General features: G+C 40.3%; 14 protein-coding genes. 2 read left to right on the top strand and 12 right to left on the bottom strand.

Annotation, left to right across the window (positions count from 1 at the left end):
* Window positions 1-50 precede the first annotated feature (50 nt).
* Window positions 51-2,672 carry an HAD-IC family P-type ATPase gene (locus IGJ01_RS03700; protein WP_430601416.1) on the top strand — a complete coding sequence of 874 codons (2,622 nt, stop codon included), beginning with the start codon at window positions 51-53 and terminating at the stop codon, window positions 2,670-2,672.
* Window positions 2,673-2,761: 89 nt separating this feature from the next.
* Here IGJ01_RS03700 and IGJ01_RS03695 read toward each other — a convergent pair whose 3' ends face one another.
* The 8 genes from IGJ01_RS03695 to IGJ01_RS03660 all read right to left on the bottom strand — a co-directional run bounded on the left by IGJ01_RS03695 (window position 2,762) and on the right by IGJ01_RS03660 (window position 16,624).
* Entirely contained in the window at window positions 2,762-3,550 is a 789-nt protein-coding gene (locus IGJ01_RS03695) for a MerR family transcriptional regulator (RefSeq protein WP_176374326.1), read from the bottom strand.
* Window positions 3,551-3,801: 251 nt separating this feature from the next.
* Window positions 3,802-8,982, bottom strand: coding sequence for a mucin-binding protein (locus IGJ01_RS03690; protein WP_430601415.1), 5,181 nt, complete (start codon window positions 8,980-8,982; stop codon window positions 3,802-3,804).
* A gap of 526 nt (window positions 8,983-9,508) precedes the next feature.
* Window positions 9,509-9,874 (bottom strand): RidA family protein, encoded by a 366-nt coding sequence (locus IGJ01_RS03685; protein WP_016622027.1) that lies wholly within the window; start codon window positions 9,872-9,874, stop codon window positions 9,509-9,511.
* A 121-nt stretch (window positions 9,875-9,995) separates the two neighbouring features.
* Entirely contained in the window at window positions 9,996-10,376 is a 381-nt protein-coding gene (locus tag IGJ01_RS03680) for a DUF7006 family protein (protein ID WP_008377151.1), read from the bottom strand.
* A gap of 321 nt (window positions 10,377-10,697) precedes the next feature.
* Window positions 10,698-12,200: a helix-turn-helix domain-containing protein gene (locus IGJ01_RS03675; protein ID WP_430601414.1), complete on the bottom strand. Its 1,503-nt coding sequence runs from the start codon at window positions 12,198-12,200 to the stop codon at window positions 10,698-10,700.
* A gap of 350 nt (window positions 12,201-12,550) precedes the next feature.
* Entirely contained in the window at window positions 12,551-14,827 is a 2,277-nt protein-coding gene (locus IGJ01_RS03670) for a MucBP domain-containing protein (protein WP_244733108.1), read from the bottom strand.
* A 390-nt stretch (window positions 14,828-15,217) separates the two neighbouring features.
* Window positions 15,218-15,691 (bottom strand): DUF1456 family protein, encoded by a 474-nt coding sequence (locus IGJ01_RS03665; RefSeq protein ID WP_086299161.1) that lies wholly within the window; start codon window positions 15,689-15,691, stop codon window positions 15,218-15,220.
* A 135-nt stretch (window positions 15,692-15,826) separates the two neighbouring features.
* The gene (locus tag IGJ01_RS03660; protein ID WP_207463027.1) at window positions 15,827-16,624 is read right to left on the bottom strand and encodes a hypothetical protein; all 798 of its coding nucleotides are present in this window, start codon (window positions 16,622-16,624) and stop codon (window positions 15,827-15,829) included.
* 310 nt (window positions 16,625-16,934) lie between these two features.
* Here IGJ01_RS03660 and IGJ01_RS03655 point away from each other — a divergent pair, with 310 nt between their 5' ends.
* The gene (locus IGJ01_RS03655; protein WP_005237438.1) at window positions 16,935-17,384 is read left to right on the top strand and encodes a DUF305 domain-containing protein; all 450 of its coding nucleotides are present in this window, start codon (window positions 16,935-16,937) and stop codon (window positions 17,382-17,384) included.
* A 131-nt stretch (window positions 17,385-17,515) separates the two neighbouring features.
* Here IGJ01_RS03655 and hisIE read toward each other — a convergent pair whose 3' ends face one another.
* The 4 genes from hisIE to hisH are packed head-to-tail and all read right to left on the bottom strand — an operon-like array spanning window position 17,516 to window position 20,281.
* Window positions 17,516-18,148: a bifunctional phosphoribosyl-AMP cyclohydrolase/phosphoribosyl-ATP diphosphatase HisIE gene (gene hisIE / locus IGJ01_RS03650; RefSeq protein WP_086316937.1), complete on the bottom strand. Its 633-nt coding sequence runs from the start codon at window positions 18,146-18,148 to the stop codon at window positions 17,516-17,518.
* A 38-nt stretch (window positions 18,149-18,186) separates the two neighbouring features.
* Complete coding sequence (hisF, locus tag IGJ01_RS03645) at window positions 18,187-18,945, bottom strand: imidazole glycerol phosphate synthase subunit HisF (protein WP_244733106.1); 759 nt, start codon at window positions 18,943-18,945, stop codon at window positions 18,187-18,189.
* The gene (gene hisA, locus IGJ01_RS03640; protein ID WP_061053829.1) at window positions 18,942-19,661 is read right to left on the bottom strand and encodes a 1-(5-phosphoribosyl)-5-[(5-phosphoribosylamino)methylideneamino]imidazole-4-carboxamide isomerase; all 720 of its coding nucleotides are present in this window, start codon (window positions 19,659-19,661) and stop codon (window positions 18,942-18,944) included. Before hisA ends, hisF begins: the two co-directional genes overlap by 4 nt.
* Window positions 19,658-20,281: an imidazole glycerol phosphate synthase subunit HisH gene (gene hisH / locus IGJ01_RS03635; RefSeq protein WP_086316934.1), complete on the bottom strand. Its 624-nt coding sequence runs from the start codon at window positions 20,279-20,281 to the stop codon at window positions 19,658-19,660. The genes hisA and hisH overlap by 4 nt, the downstream gene beginning before the upstream one ends.
* Window positions 20,282-20,287 lie beyond the last annotated feature (6 nt).

The raw sequence follows: 20,287 nt of genomic DNA, 5'->3' as shown, positions 1-20,287 counted from the left end.
AGTCACTCTAACCTTTATGCTATTCATGTAAAGAAAACGGAGGGAAAATAATGAAACAATGGCATAATTTGGATATTGAAAAGGTGCAGTCAGCGACAAGTAAGACGCTTATCACAAATGAGGTACGTAAAGCGTATCAAGAAAAACACGGGAAAAATAAATTACAAGCATCAGAAAAGACACCCGAATGGAAGAAGTTTTTATCTTACTTCCACGATGCGTTAATGTATGTCTTGATCGGTGCAGCTGTTTTAAAATTTATTACGGGAAGTTTAGTTGAAGGAGCGATCGTTTTACTCGTTGTCGTTTTAAACGCAATGATTGGTTACTACCAAGAGAGAAAAGCAGATGATTCACTATCTAGCATTTCAAAATTACTTAGTTCAAAGGCGACAGTCGAATCTGAAAACGGACGTCTTTCAATCGATGCAGAAGATTTGATTCCAGGGGACCGTGTTTATTTATCACCTGGTGATGTTATTCCTGCTGATTTGCGTATGGAAACCGTGAATGAACTAAAAATCGATGAATCGATTCTGACTGGAGAGCCTGATGCAGTCGTAAAAACAAGTGCTCGTTTAGAGGGGCAAATAGCACTTGCTGAACGAACCAATATGGCGTATTCAGGTACGCAAGTACAGTCAGGAACTGGAAAAGGGCTCGTTGTTGAAATTGGCTCGGACACTGAGATTGGTAAAATCAATGCTTCTTTAGCAACCATTGAAGTGAAAGAAACCCCTTTATTGAAAAAAGTGAACGAAATGAATCATGCTATTTTTAAAGGGATCGGCGTCTTTATCTTCTTATTAGGATTGATCAGCTACTTCATTTATGGCATGAGTCCGATGTATATCGTGTCAGCAATCATTGCTTTGATCGTTTCTTCTATTCCTGAGGGATTGCCTTCTATCTTGACGATTATTCTGTCTTCCGGCGTGAAAAATATGTCTGAGCAAAATGCGATCGTAAAGGGATTGCCTACTGTCGAAACACTTGGCTCAATGACAGTCATCTGTTCTGATAAAACAGGTACTTTGACCAAAAACGATATGACCCTTACCAATGTGTTTTCTAATAATCAGGTAACAGTGATTGATCATGAAGACCAAACAGATTCTTCGAACAACGAACTGCTAGCCAAAATCATGCAAAACTGTCAAGAAACACAGAGTTTCGATGATCGCCACTGTCCAGTGACCGGAAATGCAACAGAATTAGCTTTATTACGTTGGACCAATCGTATTGGCACACCGCGGATCAAGAGTCTAGAAACATTACCTTTTGACTCAAAATATAAGTATATGGCAACAAGCCATTTGATCAATGGGAAAAAGCGGATTTTTGTAAAGGGTGCTCCAGATATCGTTTTAAATAAAGCGACTGCTGCACATATTGATGGGCAGATAGCGGAGTTTGATCATGCACAGTGGGAAAAGATCAATTTGGCTTTTGCTTCAGAGGGACAACGAGTGATCGCGTTTGCTTATAAAGATGTAGATACAACGACTGAATTGACTCATGAAGAGATGGACGAGCTCGTAATCATCGGATTAGCTGGCATTATCGATCCAGCAAAAGAATCAGCGATCGAAGCGGTAGCAGATTGTAAAAAAGCCGGGGTCAGAGTCGTAATGATCACCGGGGATCACCCAACGACCGCAAAAGCGATTGCCAAAAAATTAGGAATCGACCATTCTGAACGGGCAATCACTGGAACTGAATTGGATCGTTTATCCACAGATGAGTGGCAAAGAGTGGTAAAAAATACCAATATTTTTGCCCGAACGACACCTGAGCATAAACTGATGATCGTTACTTATTTACAAGAACAAGGCGAAATCGTTGGAATGACTGGTGATGGGGTCAATGACGCACCCGCACTTAGAAAAGCAGATGTAGGGATCGCCATGGGAATTAAAGGAAGCGATGTTAGTAAACAAGCTGCCGACATGATCCTCATTGACGATAATTTTGAAACGATTGCAAAAGCAATCAAAGAAGGCCGTCGAATTTTTGATAATTTAAAAAAGACGATCCTCTTCTACTTGCCAACCTGTCTGGCCCAGGGGCTTTTGCTGATCGTTTCTATGTTGGGAAATCTTCCTTTACCACTAAGCACAGTGCAGATTCTTTGGTTAAATCTAGTTGCGTCAATTACACTCTCCTATGCGTTAGGTTTTGAACCAGCTCACAAAATGATCATGAATCGAGCACCTCGTGATATGAAAGAAAAAATCATTTCCAAATATACACTCTTTCGAATCGTTTATGTCGGCCTACTCTTGACCTTCTTCGGCTTTCTAACGATGAATGCATTCGGCGACGAAGCTGTCAGACAAACCGTTTTGATCAATGCGATCGTTTTCGGTCAAGCTTTTTACATGATCAACTGTCGTGAGATCACGGATTCAGCCTTCAGTAACAAAATCAAGCAGAATAAAGCCTTGATTTACTCATTACTTGTTATGGCGATTCTCCAATTAGGAATGGTCTATTTTTCACCATTGCAAAGTATCTTACAGACCACCTCTTTAACTTTATCCGAACTGCTTATCAGTGTTCTCCCAGCAACTCTACTTTTCTTATTAGTAGAATCTGAAAAGCACGTAACACGAGTCATTCTAAAGGAAACTACTCCCACCTACTCAATGGATACCAAAGTAGAGAAATAAGAACAGTTCTATTTCATAAGTCATCTTATCGATAAACTTGCTGAATCACTAAGTACCAATAGATACGTTTCTCCTTGATCGATTCCGTTTTAATCGGGTTGATCAAGGAGAATTTCTATTTTACTCACGTATTCTTCCGGTAAATTCGTCTCATGAAAATCAATCAAGTAGAACTCATAAAAATTTCCTTTCGCGACCAGTCTATTTTTCTTTAGGTAACTTTTTAGTTCTGCTAAAGCAGCTAAGCGCTGCTTATATGTGCCCGTATAATAAATAGCGAGATACTCTCCTGCAGGCATTGTAAATGCCTTCTCATCTGCCAAATCGTTTGTCAGACAATAGAAAACTTGATGCCTAAATGCGTCTTCGTGCGGCAGTAAAATCGTTCCGAAAACATTTTGATTATTGGCATGCAGTTCTTTTTCAAATTGTTTGTGCAGGCGTTTAAGTTCAAAGTACAAGTCTTTCCCCATTGTGTCTTTCTCTTGACTTAAAACAAGGTACCGTTCTTCATAAAATGTACGTTCAATTTCATGGTTTTGCTTTTTTTCAGCGTAGACAAGCAAGTCAATTCGCTCTTTTAACAAATCTTGTTTCTCTTTTAACGCATGGATTCTGTCTTCTAATTGCTCCATCTCGAAATGAAGGATTTCTTTAGTCAGCGCTTTATTCTTTGTATCCAAGTAGTTCTTAATTTCCTCAAGTGACACATCAAAAAAACGCAGGTCTCTAATGGTATTTAATCGCTCAATATCCTCGTATGAGTAATCTCGATACCCATTCTCAGTATAGTTGGGTGATAGCAAACCAATTTGTTCATAGTACCTAAGAGTATGTGGTGTGATATCATAGTTTTCACTCACTTGTTTTATCTTCATAGTTCCATCCCTCCCTTTATCTTTCATAGCGTGTCTCTGTCACAAAATCATATCATAATTTTCTTCAGAAAACGAAGGAGTTTTTCTATTGAAGTGGTCAGAAGGTTTGGTGTGTGATAGTACTTGAACAAGCTTCAAATCATAATGAAAAGACTGCTGATAAATTTCCAAGATTAGTATGGGAAATTATCAGCAGTCTTCTACTTCGCCAGTATTCTATTCCATTTCATAAGAAAGCTTTTTCTGATTTCTTATTTTCGTTTCTGTCTTAAGCGTCTTAAGAAAAATGCTAGCAGGGATGATACCGCCATAGTCACTCCAGCGTATAATATGAAGGGTTCCTCTTTCTCTCCTGTTTTTGGAAGACTTTTTTCACTCGTGACTGTTCTTGTTGTTTCTGATACGTTAGTCGTTATTTTCATATCAGTAGACGATGTGTTATCATCTGTTTTTGTCTGATCATTTGGCGTGTTGCTTGACTCTTTTGATGAGTCTGTTGGATTGGCTTCGTCTGTTGCATTTTTTATATACGTCACAGTCAGCTCCGTATCTTCATCTTCTGCAGTCATTCCTGTTTGTTCTTTGACTGTCGTCTGGTCTGCCGTGTAGCCCTCAATTTGCTTGCTTTTCACCTCATCAAATGTCGTGTCACCATTTGTGGCTGCCCAGTCACTATATGCGACTTCACCAGTCAGCAGATTGGTTGTTCCCGTGCGTGTATAGGTTAAGGTTTCCGTATAACTTTCTGCCGCTTGGCTACCATCTTCATAAACATAATGAATCGTCCGCGAAACCTCTTTACTTTCCTCTTTCGTTTCCGTATTTGCTTTGTAGATCACAGTCAACTCGGTATCTTTTGCATCGGGTTGAATATTCGTAATTGCTTCGATCAACTCATTATCTGGTGTGCAATATTCAATCATTGGGCTGGAAATTTCAGCAAAAGTCGTGTCGTTGTCTTTTGCCTTCCATTCGCCATAGGTCACTACACCAGTTGCCAAATTCTTTGCTATCACCCGGGTGAACGTGACTTTATCGGTATGATCGTCCGCCGCTTTGCTACCATCTTCATAGACGTAATGAATCGTTTGCTTGACTTCCTCAGTTTCTGTTGCGGTTTCCATTTTTGGCACATACGTAACGGTGACTTCGATGTCTTGATTATCAACCGCTACTCCTGTAACTGCTTCGATCGTTTCCTTATCGACGGTATAGTTCTTAATCTCAGGACTCTTCACTTCGTCAAATGTCGTATCGTTTTCTTTGGCTTGCCATTCGCCATAGGTCTTATCACCTGTTGCTTCGTTGGTGGTGACCGTCCGCGTGAACGTGACCGTGTCTACTTTATCTGGCGCGGCTTCTTTGCCATCTTCATACACATAATGGATTGCTTGGTTGACTTCTTTGGTCTCCGTAGATTCAATCATGTTTGGCGAATAAGTAACAGTCACTTCACGATTTTTGTCCTCTGCCGTCAAACCTGTGACTTCCTCGATGCTTGTTTTGTCTGCGTGATAGTTCTTAATCTCAGGACTCTTCACTTCGTCAAATGTCGTATCGTTTTCTTTGGCTTGCCATTCGCCATAGGTCTTGTCACCAGTTGCTTCGTTGGCGGTGACCGTCCGCGTGAACGTGACCGTGTCTACTTTATCTGGCGCGGCTTCTTTGCCGTCTTCATACATATAATGGATCGTTTGCTTGACTTCTTTGGTTTCTGTTGTTTCGGTCATATTTGGTGAGTAAGTGATTGTTACTTCACGATTTTCTGATTTTTCTGTCAGCCCTGTAACTTCTTCGACTGTTGCTTTGTCTGCATAATGGTTCTTAATTTCTGGGCTCTTCACTTCGTTAAATGTCGTATCGTTTTCTTTGGCTTGCCATTCGCCATAGGTCTTGTCACCAGTTGCTTCGTTGGCGGTGACCGTCCGCGTGAACGTGACCGTGTCTACTTTATCTGGCGCGGCTTCTTTGCCGTCTTCATACATATAATGGATCGTTTGCTTGACTTCTTTGGTTTCTGTTGTTTCGGTCATATTTGGTGAGTAAGTGATTGTTACTTCACGATTTTCTGATTTTTCTGTCAGCCCTGTAACTTCTTCGACTGTTGCTTTGTCTGCATGATAGTTCTTGATTTCAGGACTCTTCACTTCATCAAATGTTGTATCATCACCTTTGGCTTGCCATTCTCCATAGGTCTTGTCACCAGTTGCTTCGTTGGCGGTGACCGTCCGCGTGAACGTGACCGTGTCTACTTTATCTGGCGCGGCTTCTTTGCCGTCTTCATACATATAATGGATCGTTTGTTTGACCTCTTTGGTCTCCGTAGATTCGATCATATTTGGCGAATAAGTGACAGTCACTTCGCGATCTTCTGATTCTGCAGTCAGACCTGTGACTTTATCAACCGTTTTTTGGTCCGCATTGTATTTGTCAATTTCTGGACTTAACACTTCATCAAACATCGTATCATCATCTTGGGCTTGCCATTCGCCATAGGTCTTGTTGCCAGTTGCTTCGTTCGTGGTGACCGTTCGAGTGAACGTAACCGTGTCTACTTTGTCTGGGGCGGCTTCTTTGCCGTCTTCATATACAAAATGGATCATTCGTTTGACTTCTTTGGTTTCTGTTGACTCGGTCATATTTGGTGAGTAAGTAACAGTCACTTCACGATCCTTGTCTTCTGCTGTCAAACCTGTGACTTCCTCGATGCTTGTTTTGTCTGCGTGATAGTTCTTGATCTCAGGACTCTTCACTTCGTCAAATTTCGTGTCATCATCTTTCGCTTGCCATTCGCCAAAAGTTTTGTCACCTGTTGCTTCATTTATTGTGACAGTTCGTGTAAAAGTAACAGTGTCCGTTTTGTCTGGCGCGGCTTCTTTGCCATCTCCATACACATAATGGATCATTCGTTTGACTTCTTTGGTTTCTGTTGACTCGGTCATATTTGGTGAGTAAGTAACAGTCACTTCACGATCCTTGTCTTCTGCTGTCAAACCTGTGACTTCCTCGATGCTTGTTTTGTCTGCGTGATAGTTCTTGATCTCAGGACTCTTCACTTCGTCAAATTTCGTGTCATCATCTTTCGCTTGCCATTCGCCAAAAGTTTTGTCACCTGTTGCTTCATTTATTGTGACAGTTCGTGTAAAAGTAACAGTGTCCGTTTTGTCTGGCGCGGCTTCTTTGCCATCTCCATACACATAATGGATCGTTTGGTTGACTTCTTTGGTCTCCGTAGATTCGGTCATGTTTGGCGAATAAGTGACAGTCACTTCGCGATCTTCTGATTCTGCAGTCAACTCAGTGACTTTCTCAACCATTTTTTGGTCTGCATTGTACTTGTCTATTTCTGGACTTAACACTTCATCAAACATCGTGTCATCATCTTGGGCTTGCCATTCGCCATAGGTATTTTTCCCTGTTGCTTCATTCGTTGTCACTGTGCGTGTAAAGGTGACCGTGTCGACACTGTCTGGCGCGGCTTCTTTACCATCTTCATACACATAATGGATCATTCGCTTGACTTCTTTGGTCTCCGTAGATTCGATCATGTTTGGCAAATAAGTCACAGTTATTTCGAGATCTTCTGATTCTGCCGTCAAATCTGTGACTTTATCAACCGTTTTTTGATCTGCATTGTATTTGTCAATTTCTGGACTTAACACTTCGTCAAACGTCGTATCATCATCTTTGGCTTGCCATTCGCCATAGGTATTTTTCCCTGTTGCTTCATTCGTTGTCACTGTGCGTGTAAAGGTGACCGTATCGACATTGTCTGGCGCGGCTTCTTTACCATCTTCATACACATAATGGATCATTCGCTTGACTTCTTTGGTCTCCGTAGATTCGACTATCTTTGGCGAGTACATGACAAATTCTTCAATATCTTCTGAATCGGCCTTTACATCGATAACTTCATCGATAAACTCCCTGTCTGTATAGTAGTTGACTATCTCTGGACTCTTGACTAAATCAAATATCGTATCATCATCTCTTGCTTGCCATTCACCAAAGGTTTCTTCGCCAGTGGCTAGATTCGTCCTTACTTCTCGAGTAAATTCAACTGTGTCTACTTTATCTGGAGCAGCTTCTGTACCGTCTTCATGCAAATAGTGAATGACTCGTGCGACAATTTTTCTTTCCTCATTACTTTCTATTTTAGGATTATAGATATACGTGACCGTTTGCGGAACATTGCTAAAGACAATTTTTTCCTCTCCTTGAACTTCCTTCAATGTATAGTTAGGAATATCCTCAGGAACAACTTCAATTGAATCGCCAATATTTCCACCAGTCAATACATTAGGTGGCAATAATTCATTACCCTCTTCATCTAGGTAATTGACTGTGACTGGTGCTCCTTCAATAAACCGAGGCTGCCATACATAGGTGTCAGCCATCGTCGTGCCATCGTAAATCAGCACTAGCTCCTCTGATTTTAATATATGTTCACCGTATGGCGCATCTATGGTACCTGTCCCTACATTTTGCCAGTAGCCGGTATAATAACTTGAATTCCATCCGTACATCCCACTTGGGTCAACCAAGTTCACCGGATAGGAATTGCCTGGCCAATTGTTCCACCCAACAAAACTGAATTTTGGTCCTAATGTTAATTCTCTTAGATAGCGTACATTTGCTAAAAACTGGTTCATCCCAGCACCTAAAGAATTTATAACACCGGTGCTATCAAAATTCGATAAATCTAATGTAGATCCGCTATAGCCATAAAACATACTATTCATCGTGGTGGCTTGACTCGTATCAAGATAAGTCAGCCCAACAATCTCATTCAATTGAGAGGGTACAGTGCCATAGTGGGAGTAGCTCTCGAACAAACCTGCCACATCGGCTGGCAGAATGACGGGCGCAGTGAGAATAACTTTTTTTATGACCATATTTTTAAGTTCTTCCGTTAAAGGAATCACTTGGTCCACCGCCGTTGTCAATGTACCTGCTCCTACAGTCAAAACCCCTTCAATATCTAATGTGGCTGGAGCGGTTCCCCAGTTACCTGACCAAAGGATATTTTCTGCTTCCGCTACTTTTGTTTTCGACTCCTCATCAGATGTTGTACTGCTCTCAGCGGCTTCTGGCTCACTGGAGGATTCTGTCATTTGCTCTGTGGATGGTTCCACTTGATCTTCACTTGCTTGTGATGACTCCGATGCCCCATGTTCCCCTGTACTTTCTACTACTTGTGTTTCTGAATCGACGGTTTCTTCACCTGTAGCTTGTTCGACTATTCCTTCTTGTTGTTCAGATATGAATTCATTTGTACTTCGTGTTACTTCTTCTGTCGTTGAAGTGCTGATCGTTTCAGCTACTGCCGGAACACTGACAATTGCTTGCGTGATCAATGGGCTGCCTAATATAAAAACAGAAGAACTGATCAGAATACGTGATAAAAGTTCTTTCTTCGCTGGTTTTTTCATTGCTTTTCCCTCTTTCAAATTAAGTAAATAAGATCAGCTACACTCTCTCCAATTAAAAAAAGCTGCCCATTGACAACTACTTCTTACATCTATGTAATACGTTCGCTGACTCATTCCTTATGACTGCATTATTGCATGGTTTTCAGGGACGAACACGACAATAATTGTCATGAAAATGACAAAATAAGTCCTATTTTATAAAACGAAAATAAAGAATATGAACAACTGCGTCTCTGAAAGTGTGAACAAATTAAAGAAATATAGCTTAACTTGCTTCCTAGAACTGGTTCACACTATGTTTACAAAGCGTTCGGAGTCCTCGTAAAAAACTTTGGGTTTATCCGATCAATCCAATTATCTCGAAGGAAAAAATAGCTGTATAGAGATAAAAAAAAAGAGACTGGATATTCAGCCCCTTTTGTTTATCATTCTTATTCATAGAAACAGCCAAGACGCCCTTGATCTTCTCCCCTTATCCTACGGCTAACAAGCAAAAACATCGAAGCCCATTTTGATTTCTAGGTACTTACTTTCCCTGATCTTCCTTAAAAGCAATGGCATCGATTTGAAAAAGAATGCCTACCTCTCCAGAATGAGCGAAAGCTGTCTGAATTGATTTTCTAACCGGAAATTTCCCATGGAAGGTTTCTTTCAAGATCTTCTCCATCACTGGAATATCAAACACATCTTTAAAAAGTACATCCATTTGAACCACATTTGCAAATGTCAAATCGACTAATTTCAAACGTTCTTCTAAATGATTCAATGCCCCTACAATCTGTTGCTCTATTGGCTGCCCGATGTTCCCCACGCAATAGCCCACGAAAACAAAATTTCCCGCTTCAATCACACCTGAAAGTGCCCAGTCCTCATTGATATCGTATCGCTTCATTCGTTTTGTTTCCCCTTTCTATTTATTTTCATAATAAAAACCATGTCTGTTAATTGACTTGGTCATATTATTGCTTTTTTTGTCTTTGAGCGTCAATCCGTACATTCCAACTGATAAATTCCTACTCCACCGAAAAATGCAAGGAATGAGGGGTTGGGGCGATCAATGTCAGCCCGCACCTTTCTTTAAAGTAAGTCTTGCTGTCTTCTTTTGCCACTTGCAAGATTTCCGCTTCAGTAAAAGGCACAACACTGTCACTGCCTCGAAGCTCACTACACTCTAAAATAATCAAAATCTCTGCTTCAAGGGTATTGATTTTCGCAAGCTGTTCGAAAAAATTTTTTTGATTGATTTCTTGAATCGCCATGCGAATTTCTAAACAGTTTCTATGGATTTTTTCTTTGATTTTTCCATACTCATCTTTACTGAAAAGCCGTTCAGATTCCTCAATATAAAAGTTCAAATATTCTTGCAATGTGTGGATTTTAAATGGTTCCTCCATCTCCAGCACCTCCTGTATTTTAATGGTTGATTCTTATGTAAAATGATTTATTCCAGCTTTGTATGTCTGTATTATCACACGATTTTTAGCTGGAAACGCGTCAATATGTGACTGATTAAATACAAAATACGTCCTGTTATATAAATACTGATTCTAGTTAGTACAGTTCATTTACATAATCACCTTTATCTCCGAACATACTTCGCAAGCTATAGAAGGTGTGACACTGTTGTTCAGCAAATTTCTATCCTCTGGCTATAAAGAAAAACAGGCAGTCCTCTCAGATTTGAGAATACTGCCTGTTTGCTGATCTTGGGTAAATCAATCATTTTCATTGTATTTTTTATTGGAGGTATTTTGAAATGTTTCCACCGCTTCAATTAGTTCCAGCCACCGGTCACCGGTTGGAAAGCTATTCCACTTAAAAAATTGGACGTTTGGATTTTGGTCCAAAAAGGCTTGCCAATCAACTGGATAATCGGTCACCACAAAATCTGGTTTTTCTGAAACGAAAGCGAGGGTATAGCCAAACCAGCGTTTCAATCGTTCTTTTTGTCTGATTTCTTGAATTTTTCCAAATTTTGATTCATGAAAGATGCGGACTGTCGTTCGATCGATTTTTGCTACAATTGAAAGAAGCATGCTGTATTGAAAAAGCAGTCGATTATTGGAAGCATACATGGTAGTAAAAATTGGGGATTGTTGGGCTAACGATTGGTACATCTCCTGCACGAGTGGAAAAATTTTGGGAAAGACTCTGCGATAATCTTTATCCGTTGTCGTTTTTCCAAAAGCATCAATTTTATTTTTCGACGCAAAGAGGAGTGACACAGAATGAATGTTCAAGGCATTAACGAAAAGATACTCGATCTCCCCTTCAGGGACGAGAAAGATCTTCTGAGCAGTTTTTGCAAACAGTCTTGCTGTTGCAATTGATCCTTCCGAGAAGTGATCAACAACTCTTAGTTGGCTAGGAATCTCTTCAGGCAAATACGTCGTCATCACAGAAAACATATAATATAAGAAGAGAAACTCTGTTTCTGGAACGTCACTTAGAATCAAGTTAGCGTTTAGCAATGGTTTTATGAGCTCTTCTTTGAATTGCTCGTAGGAAATCGTGTGATGGACCATTTTCTTCATCTCTTGAGGAATCTCTTTTACCGGAAAACCTCTTTTAAAACGATAAAGACTTAGTGCAAGCAGTTGAATAAATTTTTCCTGATCGATACCACGATAAAAACTAGGATAACTTGTCAACTTCTCCTTCAATGCACGAACACTTTGCTTCGACAATCCAATATAACGCACATTCGTCGCATCATAGATCTGCCAATACATGATATGGAAAAAATGACGAATTCGGTATTCTTCCGCTACAAATAACGGTTTCTTTTTTAAATTCAATTTGATTTGATAATTCTCAAGAATCGTTTCTACTTCCTTGAGCTTTCTTTGAACCGTTCGATTACTGACATAATGTTGTTGGGCGGTTTCTTCCAAAGACACGTATTTATCACTAAAGAGTCTGTCTAAAATTTGAAAGGGCATACTTTCTGCTAACATAACCGAATAGAATTTTGACAACAAAAAATTAGGCGCAAAATCAAGGGCTAGCTCCCTTCCTTCTCGCATGTCGATTTCAAAAAAAGGGTATGATTTTTGTAAGTCTCTGGCACGCTCAAAAACTAAAACGATTCTTCTTTTTGATAAATGCACATGATCCGCAAGGTCACTCAGTAGTTCACGATCAATGGCATGTTCAAAAAAATACGCAAATAGCTCATAGACATCTTGATCCAATTTAGTTAAAAGAAATTTATACATAGTAATACCTCTTAACTTTAGTTTTACAGTAATTATACTCTTTTAAACGTGCATTTTCATTTCCTAGGTGTTGATTCATTCGTTTCTCTCAATGAAACATTCTTGCTAAATAATTCTGTTATTCGAGATTGTCTTGGAACGTTAGTCTGATAAAGAATCAGAGTCTCAAATGATCAGAAATTCTTTGAGCTACTGGGAATAGTCAGATAAAATCCATTCAAAGATTAAGGAGACGAGGAAACCGTCCAATCCATCCTACAAAAAAGGAGTGGATCGCCCCACTCCATAAAAGGTTAACTTTTTAAACCAATCGTCCATTCTGGACATATTTTACTCTTTATAGAGAAGCTTTAATTCTCAGTTTTTCTTTTTCTTCGCCAAATTGCTAAGAAAGAAAATAGAACAATGATCGTTCCCAAAAAGCCCATGATTCGTTGACCTGTTAGTTGCTCTCCTGTGGCAGGTAATTTACTTTTCCCGTCGGTTTGTGTGTTGGTTTGTGTGTTCATTTGATTGTCTTTGTTTCCTGATTTATCCTCTTTTTCTTCTTCAGGGGTTTTGTTTTCTGATTCAGGCGTATCTGCTCCTGAATCATCCTCTGGTTTATTCTCTTTTTCAGCACCGTACACATAGATGACTTCTTGTGCGGTAGTACTGAACATCCCTTTGGCATTGCTTGGTATTTGAGAAACCGTCCAGCCTGAAAGTTCTTTGGCTTCACTCTCATACGGCAAACCTACTTTGCCGTTCAGAATCGTTGGTTCGGCTAACTGATTGCCTTCTGTATCTTCGTATTTTACCGTCACGGGTGCAGCATCACTACGTTCATACACATAGACCACTTCTTGCGCGGTGTCGCCGAAGATGCCTTTGGCATTCGCTGGCGTTTGAGTCACCGTCCAGCCTGAAAGTTCTTTGGCTTCACTCTCATACGGCAAACCTGCTTTGCCGTTCAGAATCGTTGGTTCGGCTAACTGATTGCCTTCTGTATCTTCGTATCTTACCGTCACGGGTGCGGCATCACTACGTTCGTACACATAGACCACTTCTTGCGCGGTGTCACTGAAGATGCCTTTGGCATTGTCGGGTGTTTGGGCTACATACCAACCAGAAATAGATTCTGACTTGCTCTCATACGGCAAACCTACTTTGCCGTTCAGAATCGTTGGTTCGGCTAACTGATTACCTTCTGTATCTTCGTATTTTACCGTCACTGGTGCAGCATCACTGCGTTTGTATACATAAACGACTTCTTGCGAGGTATCACTGAAAGTACCTGTTTTATCCCCTTGGATTTCTTTCAATGTATAGCCAGCAATCGGCTCTTCTTGTGTCGTATACGGTTCACCAACAACCCCTGATAAAGTGACGTCTGGTAACAATGTCTTTTTATTTTCATCAACATACTTGACGGTCACATCTTCTGCAGTATTCACATACTTCACTGGTATTTGATAATTCACTAAATATTGAATGGTACCTGTACTAGCAGCTCTCTCGGTGGATAAACGATTAGGAACAAGAGAAGTGATTGATAAATAATCAACATTGGCGGGAATATTTTTAAATTGAATCCCTTCTTCAGTAAGTTCAAACCCATCATTTTCATATAAGGGAAAGATATAGCCATTTTTATCTATCCCCCGAATCGAATAAGAATACTTTTTGTTGGACAAAGAAGAGAGCAACGCATTTCCTTGGGTATCAACCATCATACGGTCTTTATAAAGAACATCAGATTGGCCGTCTTTTACTAACATTGGCTCTAATAGTATTTTCTCCTGAGTCATAATAGATAGTTGGGAATTTTGATGGTGTTCTGCAGATAGCTCTAACTTAGAAAAATCCGTCATGCTACTTGCATAGACCGTCAGATAGTCTGTAACCCATCCACTAAGATATTGACCAACCCCAATTAATTCTTGGGCTGTCAAATAGGCATCATAATTTCCTATGTGGATATTTGAAAAAGATCCTTTTGGAAAAATTTGTGCTAGTACATTAGGACGGGTAAACAATGTTGCATTGTCCGCCATAGTGATTTTGGGAACATTCGCAGCAATAATAGACGTCGTATATAACGCTTGTAAGTTGCTAGCGTATTCTAAGCCAGTAAAATCGACTACTGTGTCTTTGACTAAAGAAGAAAAATCTAGCTGTTTTAGATTCGCCATATCTTCTTGAGTGATTGTATCAACTGTTTTGTTTAGCCCTTTCGCTACCTCATTTTGCAAATTCTTATCCGGCATCCAAGCGTCCAATGGAACGCTGCGATCAGAGAATGCCTCTTTCATTTCTGCTGACGATTCGGTTGCCAAGCTAGCTGTGTCTTCACTTGAATCAGGTAGTTTTTTTTCTGTACTTTCCGTCGAGCCATTTTTCTCATCATCATTAAATACTTCTTGCGATTCTGAGTTACTTGTGGTGTCCCCGTTGAATTCTTCTATACGAGAAGAAGCGACTGTTTCAGTAGTCTCCTCCACTTTTTCTAATGTTCCTAGTGTCGTTATTTCCTTGTTTGATGGAACGGTTTCCTGTTCCTCAGCCATAACTTGTGCCAAAGGTGCCAACACAGGCTGACTTAACAAGATCGCCAATGACAAATAGCCCCAAAATTTCCTTTTCATAACATTCTCCTTTTATATTCGTTTAAATACGATACGCTTTCCTATCTTTCACCTATCTACAAACTTCGCCTTCTGATGATGGTGATGACTTGTTAATTACAACCTTTAGACACAGGATGCTCCTGTTCATTTTGATAGTATTGCATGGTTCATCATTCTGAACACGTCAACATTTGTATCAGAAATGACCAAACTTGTCAGGTTTCAACGAACAGGTTATTCAAGCAATCAGATCGTTCACTTAACCTGCTTCTTCATGCTCCAAGCTTGGACTCGGTCAGTGTTCCAATCACTTATTTAAATTGTTATTTTTACACACATAAAAAGAGACACATAACATGCATCTCTTTAGGCGCCCCATTGTAAGTTCAGTCTATTATTGATTTTTTACTAGTTATCCCGATACTCGATCGTCAATCCTTTTAAAAAGTTGCGGGCATATTTGTCTAAGCATGGCTTGTAATTGCGATGGCCTTCTTTGCGTAAAATGGCGCCCAGTTCACCTTTTGAAACCGTAACTCCCGCTTGCTCGAAAATGTTCAGCATTTCATCCGTTGTTAGGGAAAGGGCGATTTTTATTTTCTTCAGCATCAAATTATTCACATTGCCATTGTTCAACTCTAAGACAGGTTCTGCAGCATCTGACTTTGTTCCTCGTTGCGAGCGAATCAAACCATTTAAGAAACGCTCAAAGGCTTCATTGGTACACTCAATCTCGTAGGTCTCAGGGTCTTTTTTCTTCAATAATTGTCTTACTTCTTCTTTCGTGAAAGAAGCGCCGCCAAGTTCAAAAATTTTCACCATGTCAGTATCTTTGATATCCAAAGCATAGCGTAAACGCGTCAAGCGATCATTGTGATTCATTCTATACACCATCCATTTCTTAGGTTGATTATAACAAATAAAGGAGCAAGTGATATAGTTTATTAATTTTCCCGGTAATATCGTTACCTTATTCCAACAAACTATAAAAATTTCTAACAGAAAAATATTAATTGTTTAGAGTGACGGCTCAATAAGAAAAGTTGGATTCGAAATAGAACTGAAAATTCTCTCGGCTAACCAATCATCATCTACTATGGTATTATTCCTCCCGAAGTATCCTCCCACAAGTTTGTATTGCCCATTTGAATTGTAGGGATATCCTGATCGTGGATTTTCTGTAATTTTTCCTATTCCATTTTTACCAATTTCAAAATAGTCATCTCTATACTCATGTTCAAAATTCATATAAGATACATTATAAAATCTATTGATTATCATCCCTGTAATAGTTGCATCTACCCCACTTTGATCAATCATTTCATTAATTTTTCTTGTGGTCTCTAAAGTGTCAAATCTTTTCGGAAATAATGCTTCAAACTCATATTGTTCTTGTGACTGTTCATATTGTAACTCTTTTTGAATATACAAACTCTTATTATTATAAGTACCATATACATAAATAATTTCAAAAACAGAAAAGTTCACATTATTCATTTCTCCTTTTTTTTGATTTAATGTGTAAAGAATCGTATTCTCAGATTCGTTTAAGTCAAATGTAAATGCAGGATGTGTATTGGCTTTATTGAGCTCAAACTCCTCTCTTTTAAGCAAATTTTGTTCTTCTTGAATTATCCTACTATTTTCAGAGATTTTCATTTGAACATCGTTTGATTTATAACTTATAAAAATTGATCCTAATATTGATAATGAAATAGGAATAATTTCTAAACAAATTTTTCTTAGTTCTTTACCAACTTTTTTATTATTTTTTTCTCTAGTTAGTTGGTTATATCTTCTATAATATCTTTTCATCGTCACACCTCAATTTTATTTTTTTAACATAATTAAAACGTTAATTATATATTTAATATTTTTTTTAATCAAATCCAATATTCTTATCTTGCTAGACTCTTATTTACAATCTACGCATAATAAAGCTTTATATACCAAAGTATTAACATAATAATGTATATCGCTTCTCTCATTCTACTTCCTCCGCTATACTTGATTTAGGGAGTAAATTTATTCTAACAGAACAATAAACGAAAAAAAGCATCTGGTACGATGATGTTTTGGATTGCTTTATTGTTTTTATTTTGTATACAAAAGGGAGAGGAAAGAAATGAAGAAGTATGGGAAATTTTTGGTAATGATTGGGGTATCGACGGTGATTATGTTTTGTATGATGTATTTCAATGTCTATGCCCTCGATCATATTTTTTTCAGCCAAACCCGCCTGTTTATGGCACTTATGATGGGCGCGATGATGGCAATCATCATGCTATTGTTTATGTGGAAGATGTATGACAACAAGAAAATGAATATCGGCATTCTAGTTGTCAGTGTTGCACTCTTTTTTAGTTCACTTTTTATGGTCAGAAGCCAAACTGCCGTGGGAGATACAGCCTGGATGAAAGCCATGATTCCCCATCATTCGATTGCGATTCTAACCAGTAAAAATGCCGATTTGTCTGATCCAAGAGTAAAAGAACTTGCAGAAAAAATCATCGACGCACAGGAAAAAGAAATCAAAGAAATGAAAGAATTGATCGAAGAGTTAGAAAACAAATAGCAATTTTATGTGCTCACTTAAAGAACCAGCAGATCAACTTTTTCCTCACGGATGAGAAGCCCTTCAAGCAATAGCTGAAGGGCTTCTTTTTTATCGTCAGCTACTTTCTTTCTACTGAAAAATCCTGACCGTTATTGCATCCGCTCTTGTTTGACTTTCTTATCCACAACATGACGCTTGGCAAGCTCTTGGCGAATAGCCGCTAAATCAATCCCCATTTCTGCCATTAAAACCAATGTATGATACGCCAAATCAGCAATCTCATAAACGGTTTCTTGACGGTCTTCCTTCATCGCCCCAATTACGACCTCGGTTGCTTCCTCGCCGATTTTTTTTAAGATTTTTTCACTGCCTTTTTCAAACAAGTAGCTGGTATAGCTGCCTTCTTGTGGCGTACCTTTACGACCTTTTATCAGCTCATACAACGCATCGATGGTTGGAGAGGATTTTGTACCATAAAGCACCTCTGTAAAGCAGCTTTCTGTGCCTGTATGGCAAGCAGGTCCGTCTTTTTTTACTTTGGCGACTAAGGCATCTTGATCGCAATCTGCGGTCAATGATACTAAATGCTGGTAATTGCCGCTAGTTTCTCCTTTGCGCCACAATTCTTGGCGACTGCGGGAATAAAAGGTCATCAATCGGTCCTTCAAGGTCAAGGTCAAACTTTCTTGGTTCATATAAGCCAAGGTCAAAACTTCATTCGTTTCCACATCTTGCACGATCACTGGAACCAATCCTTGTTTATCAAATCGTACTTGCACCATGTTATCCACTCCTTCTATTGCCTGTCAAAACGCCAACGCTATACGGTTCGTACGGGAATATCGACGGCCTGTAATTGTGTTTTTAGCTCTGGGATTTTTACCTCGCCATAGTGAAAAATCGAGGCTGCCAACCCTGCTTCAATATTTGGCAATTGAAACAGCTCGATAAAATCGGCACTTTTGCCAGCACCACCGGATGCGACGATCGGTAATTTGGTGATTTCGCTGACAGCTTTCAGCAAGTCGAGATCAAACCCCTGCTTCACGCCATCGGTATCCATGCTGTTGATGACTAGTTCACCAGCACCTAACTGCTCAGCTTGGTGAATCCACGCCAATACTTCTAAGCCTGTATCTTCCCGTCCGCCTTTGGCAAACACATGCCAGTTCTCACCGACACGGCGAACATCAACGGATAAAACAACGCACTGGCTGCCATAGCGTTTCGCGCCTTCTGCGATCAGCTCTGGTCGGCGAAGCGCTCCCGAATTGACGCTGACTTTGTCGGCGCCACAGTTTAAGACTCGCTCAAAATCTGCTACTTGATTGATGCCGCCCCCCACCGTCAAAGGAATAAACACTTCTGACGCCACGCGCTGCAAAATGTCCGTGAATAAGCCGCGTTCTTCTGCAGAAGCAGTAATGTCATAAAAAACCAGCTCATCGGCGCCTTGTTCATTGTAAAAACGCGCCAAAGTCACCGGATCATTGACATCTTTTAAGCCAGCAAAGTTGACCCCTTTCACGACTCGCCCATCTCGCACATCAAGGCAAGGAATGATTCGTTTGGCGATCATGACCTTTCCTCCCCTGCTGCTAAGACATCGGCCAATTGGAGACTGCCGTTATATAAGGATTTCCCGACGATCACGCCAGAGATCCCCAACTGTTTTAATCCTTTGATATCTGCCAATGAAGCCACGCCGCCAGAAGCCACGATGTCGCAATCCAATTGATTGAGTTTTTCGTATAAGGGCAGATTGATGCCTTCTCCTGTACCGTCACGGGAGATTTCGGTAAAGATGATCGTTTGCGCGCCCCATGCCACCAATTGTTGGCAAAAAGTAAACGCGTCTGTTGCCGTTTTCTCGAGCCAGCCTTCCACTGCCACTTTTTCTTCCTTGGCATCGACTCCAATGGCGATCTTATTGCCGTATTTCTTGAGCATCGCTTTTGTGAATGCTGGGTCTTTCTGGGCAATCGTGCCGAGGATCACCCGATGAACGCCTGCTGCCAAACAATGCTGGATCGTTTCTTCCTCACGAATCCCGCCGCCAACTTCGACAAACAGATTGGTCTGCTGGACGATGTTTTTTGCGATATCAAAGTAATGGAGTTTGCCGGCTTTGGCACCATCTAAGTCGACGAGGTGCAGATAGTTGGCACCCGCTTCTTCAAATGAACGAGCAAATGCCACTGGATCATCCCCAAACACTTCTTTTTGCTCATAGTCTCCTTGGTACAAACGGACCACTTTTTGATCTAACAGATCGATTGCTGGAAAAATTTTCATAGCGGCACCTCCGTAAATGCTTTTAAAATCTTCAACCCGACTGCCCCGCTTTTTTCTGGGTGAAACTGAGTGCCGAAGACATTGTCTTTTTGCACGATACCGGGAATTGCTAGACCATAGTCACTGTCTGCCACGACATACTCTTGGCAATCAGTAGCAAAATAACTGTGGACATAGTAGACAAAGTCTTGTTCCCCTAGCCCGCTGACGAGGGGACTTTCTTTTCTGACAGTCAAACGATTCCAACCAATCTGCGGCACTTTCAGATTCAGTTTGGCTTCTTCAAAGGCGCATTGCATGGAAACGATCCGTCCTGGAATCAAACCGAGCCCCGCATGTGTGCCAAACTCCTCACTGCTATCAAACAACAGCTGCATCCCTAAACAAATGCCTAAAAAGGGTTTGCCAGCTGCTGCCAATTCTTGGATCGGTTCGATCAGCGACAACTCTGCTAACTTTTGGCGGGCATCGCCAAAAGCGCCTACGCCGGGTAAAAGAATGCGGTCGGCAGCTTTTAATTCTGCTAGTGAACGCGTGATTCGGCACTCAACACCCAAGAAGTCCAGCGAACGAGACAAGCTGAACAAATTGCCGACCCCATAGTCGATGATTGCTAACATAATACG

Source organism: Enterococcus sp. AZ089 (assembly GCF_050547225.1).
GTDB lineage: Bacteria > Bacillota > Bacilli > Lactobacillales > Enterococcaceae > Enterococcus_D > Enterococcus_D entomosocium.
Note: the sequence above shows the minus strand (reverse complement) of the source record. Positions and strands in the feature narration are given on the sequence as shown.

Bases quoted from the DNA above. Each gene is read 5' to 3' on its own strand.
- hisA (WP_061053829.1), bottom strand. From the start codon at position 19,661: ATGAAAATTTTTCCAGCAATCGATCTGTTAGATCAAAAAGTGGTCCGT.
- hisH (WP_086316934.1), bottom strand. From the start codon at position 20,281: ATGTTAGCAATCATCGACTATGGGGTCGGCAATTTGTTCAGCTTGTCT.
- hisF (WP_244733106.1), bottom strand. From the start codon at position 18,945: ATGATCGCCAAACGAATCATTCCTTGCCTTGATGTGCGAGATGGGCGA.
- IGJ01_RS03680 (WP_008377151.1), bottom strand. From the start codon at position 10,376: ATGGAGGAACCATTTAAAATCCACACATTGCAAGAATATTTGAACTTT.
- IGJ01_RS03660 (WP_207463027.1), bottom strand. From the start codon at position 16,624: ATGAAAAGATATTATAGAAGATATAACCAACTAACTAGAGAAAAAAAT.
- IGJ01_RS03670 (WP_244733108.1), bottom strand. From the start codon at position 14,827: ATGAAAAGGAAATTTTGGGGCTATTTGTCATTGGCGATCTTGTTAAGT.
- IGJ01_RS03690 (WP_430601415.1), bottom strand. From the start codon at position 8,982: ATGAAAAAACCAGCGAAGAAAGAACTTTTATCACGTATTCTGATCAGT.
- IGJ01_RS03675 (WP_430601414.1), bottom strand. From the start codon at position 12,200: ATGTATAAATTTCTTTTAACTAAATTGGATCAAGATGTCTATGAGCTA.
- IGJ01_RS03655 (WP_005237438.1), top strand. From the start codon at position 16,935: ATGAAGAAGTATGGGAAATTTTTGGTAATGATTGGGGTATCGACGGTG.
- IGJ01_RS03695 (WP_176374326.1), bottom strand. From the start codon at position 3,550: ATGAAGATAAAACAAGTGAGTGAAAACTATGATATCACACCACATACT.
- IGJ01_RS03685 (WP_016622027.1), bottom strand. From the start codon at position 9,874: ATGAAGCGATACGATATCAATGAGGACTGGGCACTTTCAGGTGTGATT.
- IGJ01_RS03665 (WP_086299161.1), bottom strand. From the start codon at position 15,691: ATGAATCACAATGATCGCTTGACGCGTTTACGCTATGCTTTGGATATC.
- hisIE (WP_086316937.1), bottom strand. From the start codon at position 18,148: ATGGTGCAAGTACGATTTGATAAACAAGGATTGGTTCCAGTGATCGTG.
- IGJ01_RS03700 (WP_430601416.1), top strand. From the start codon at position 51: ATGAAACAATGGCATAATTTGGATATTGAAAAGGTGCAGTCAGCGACA.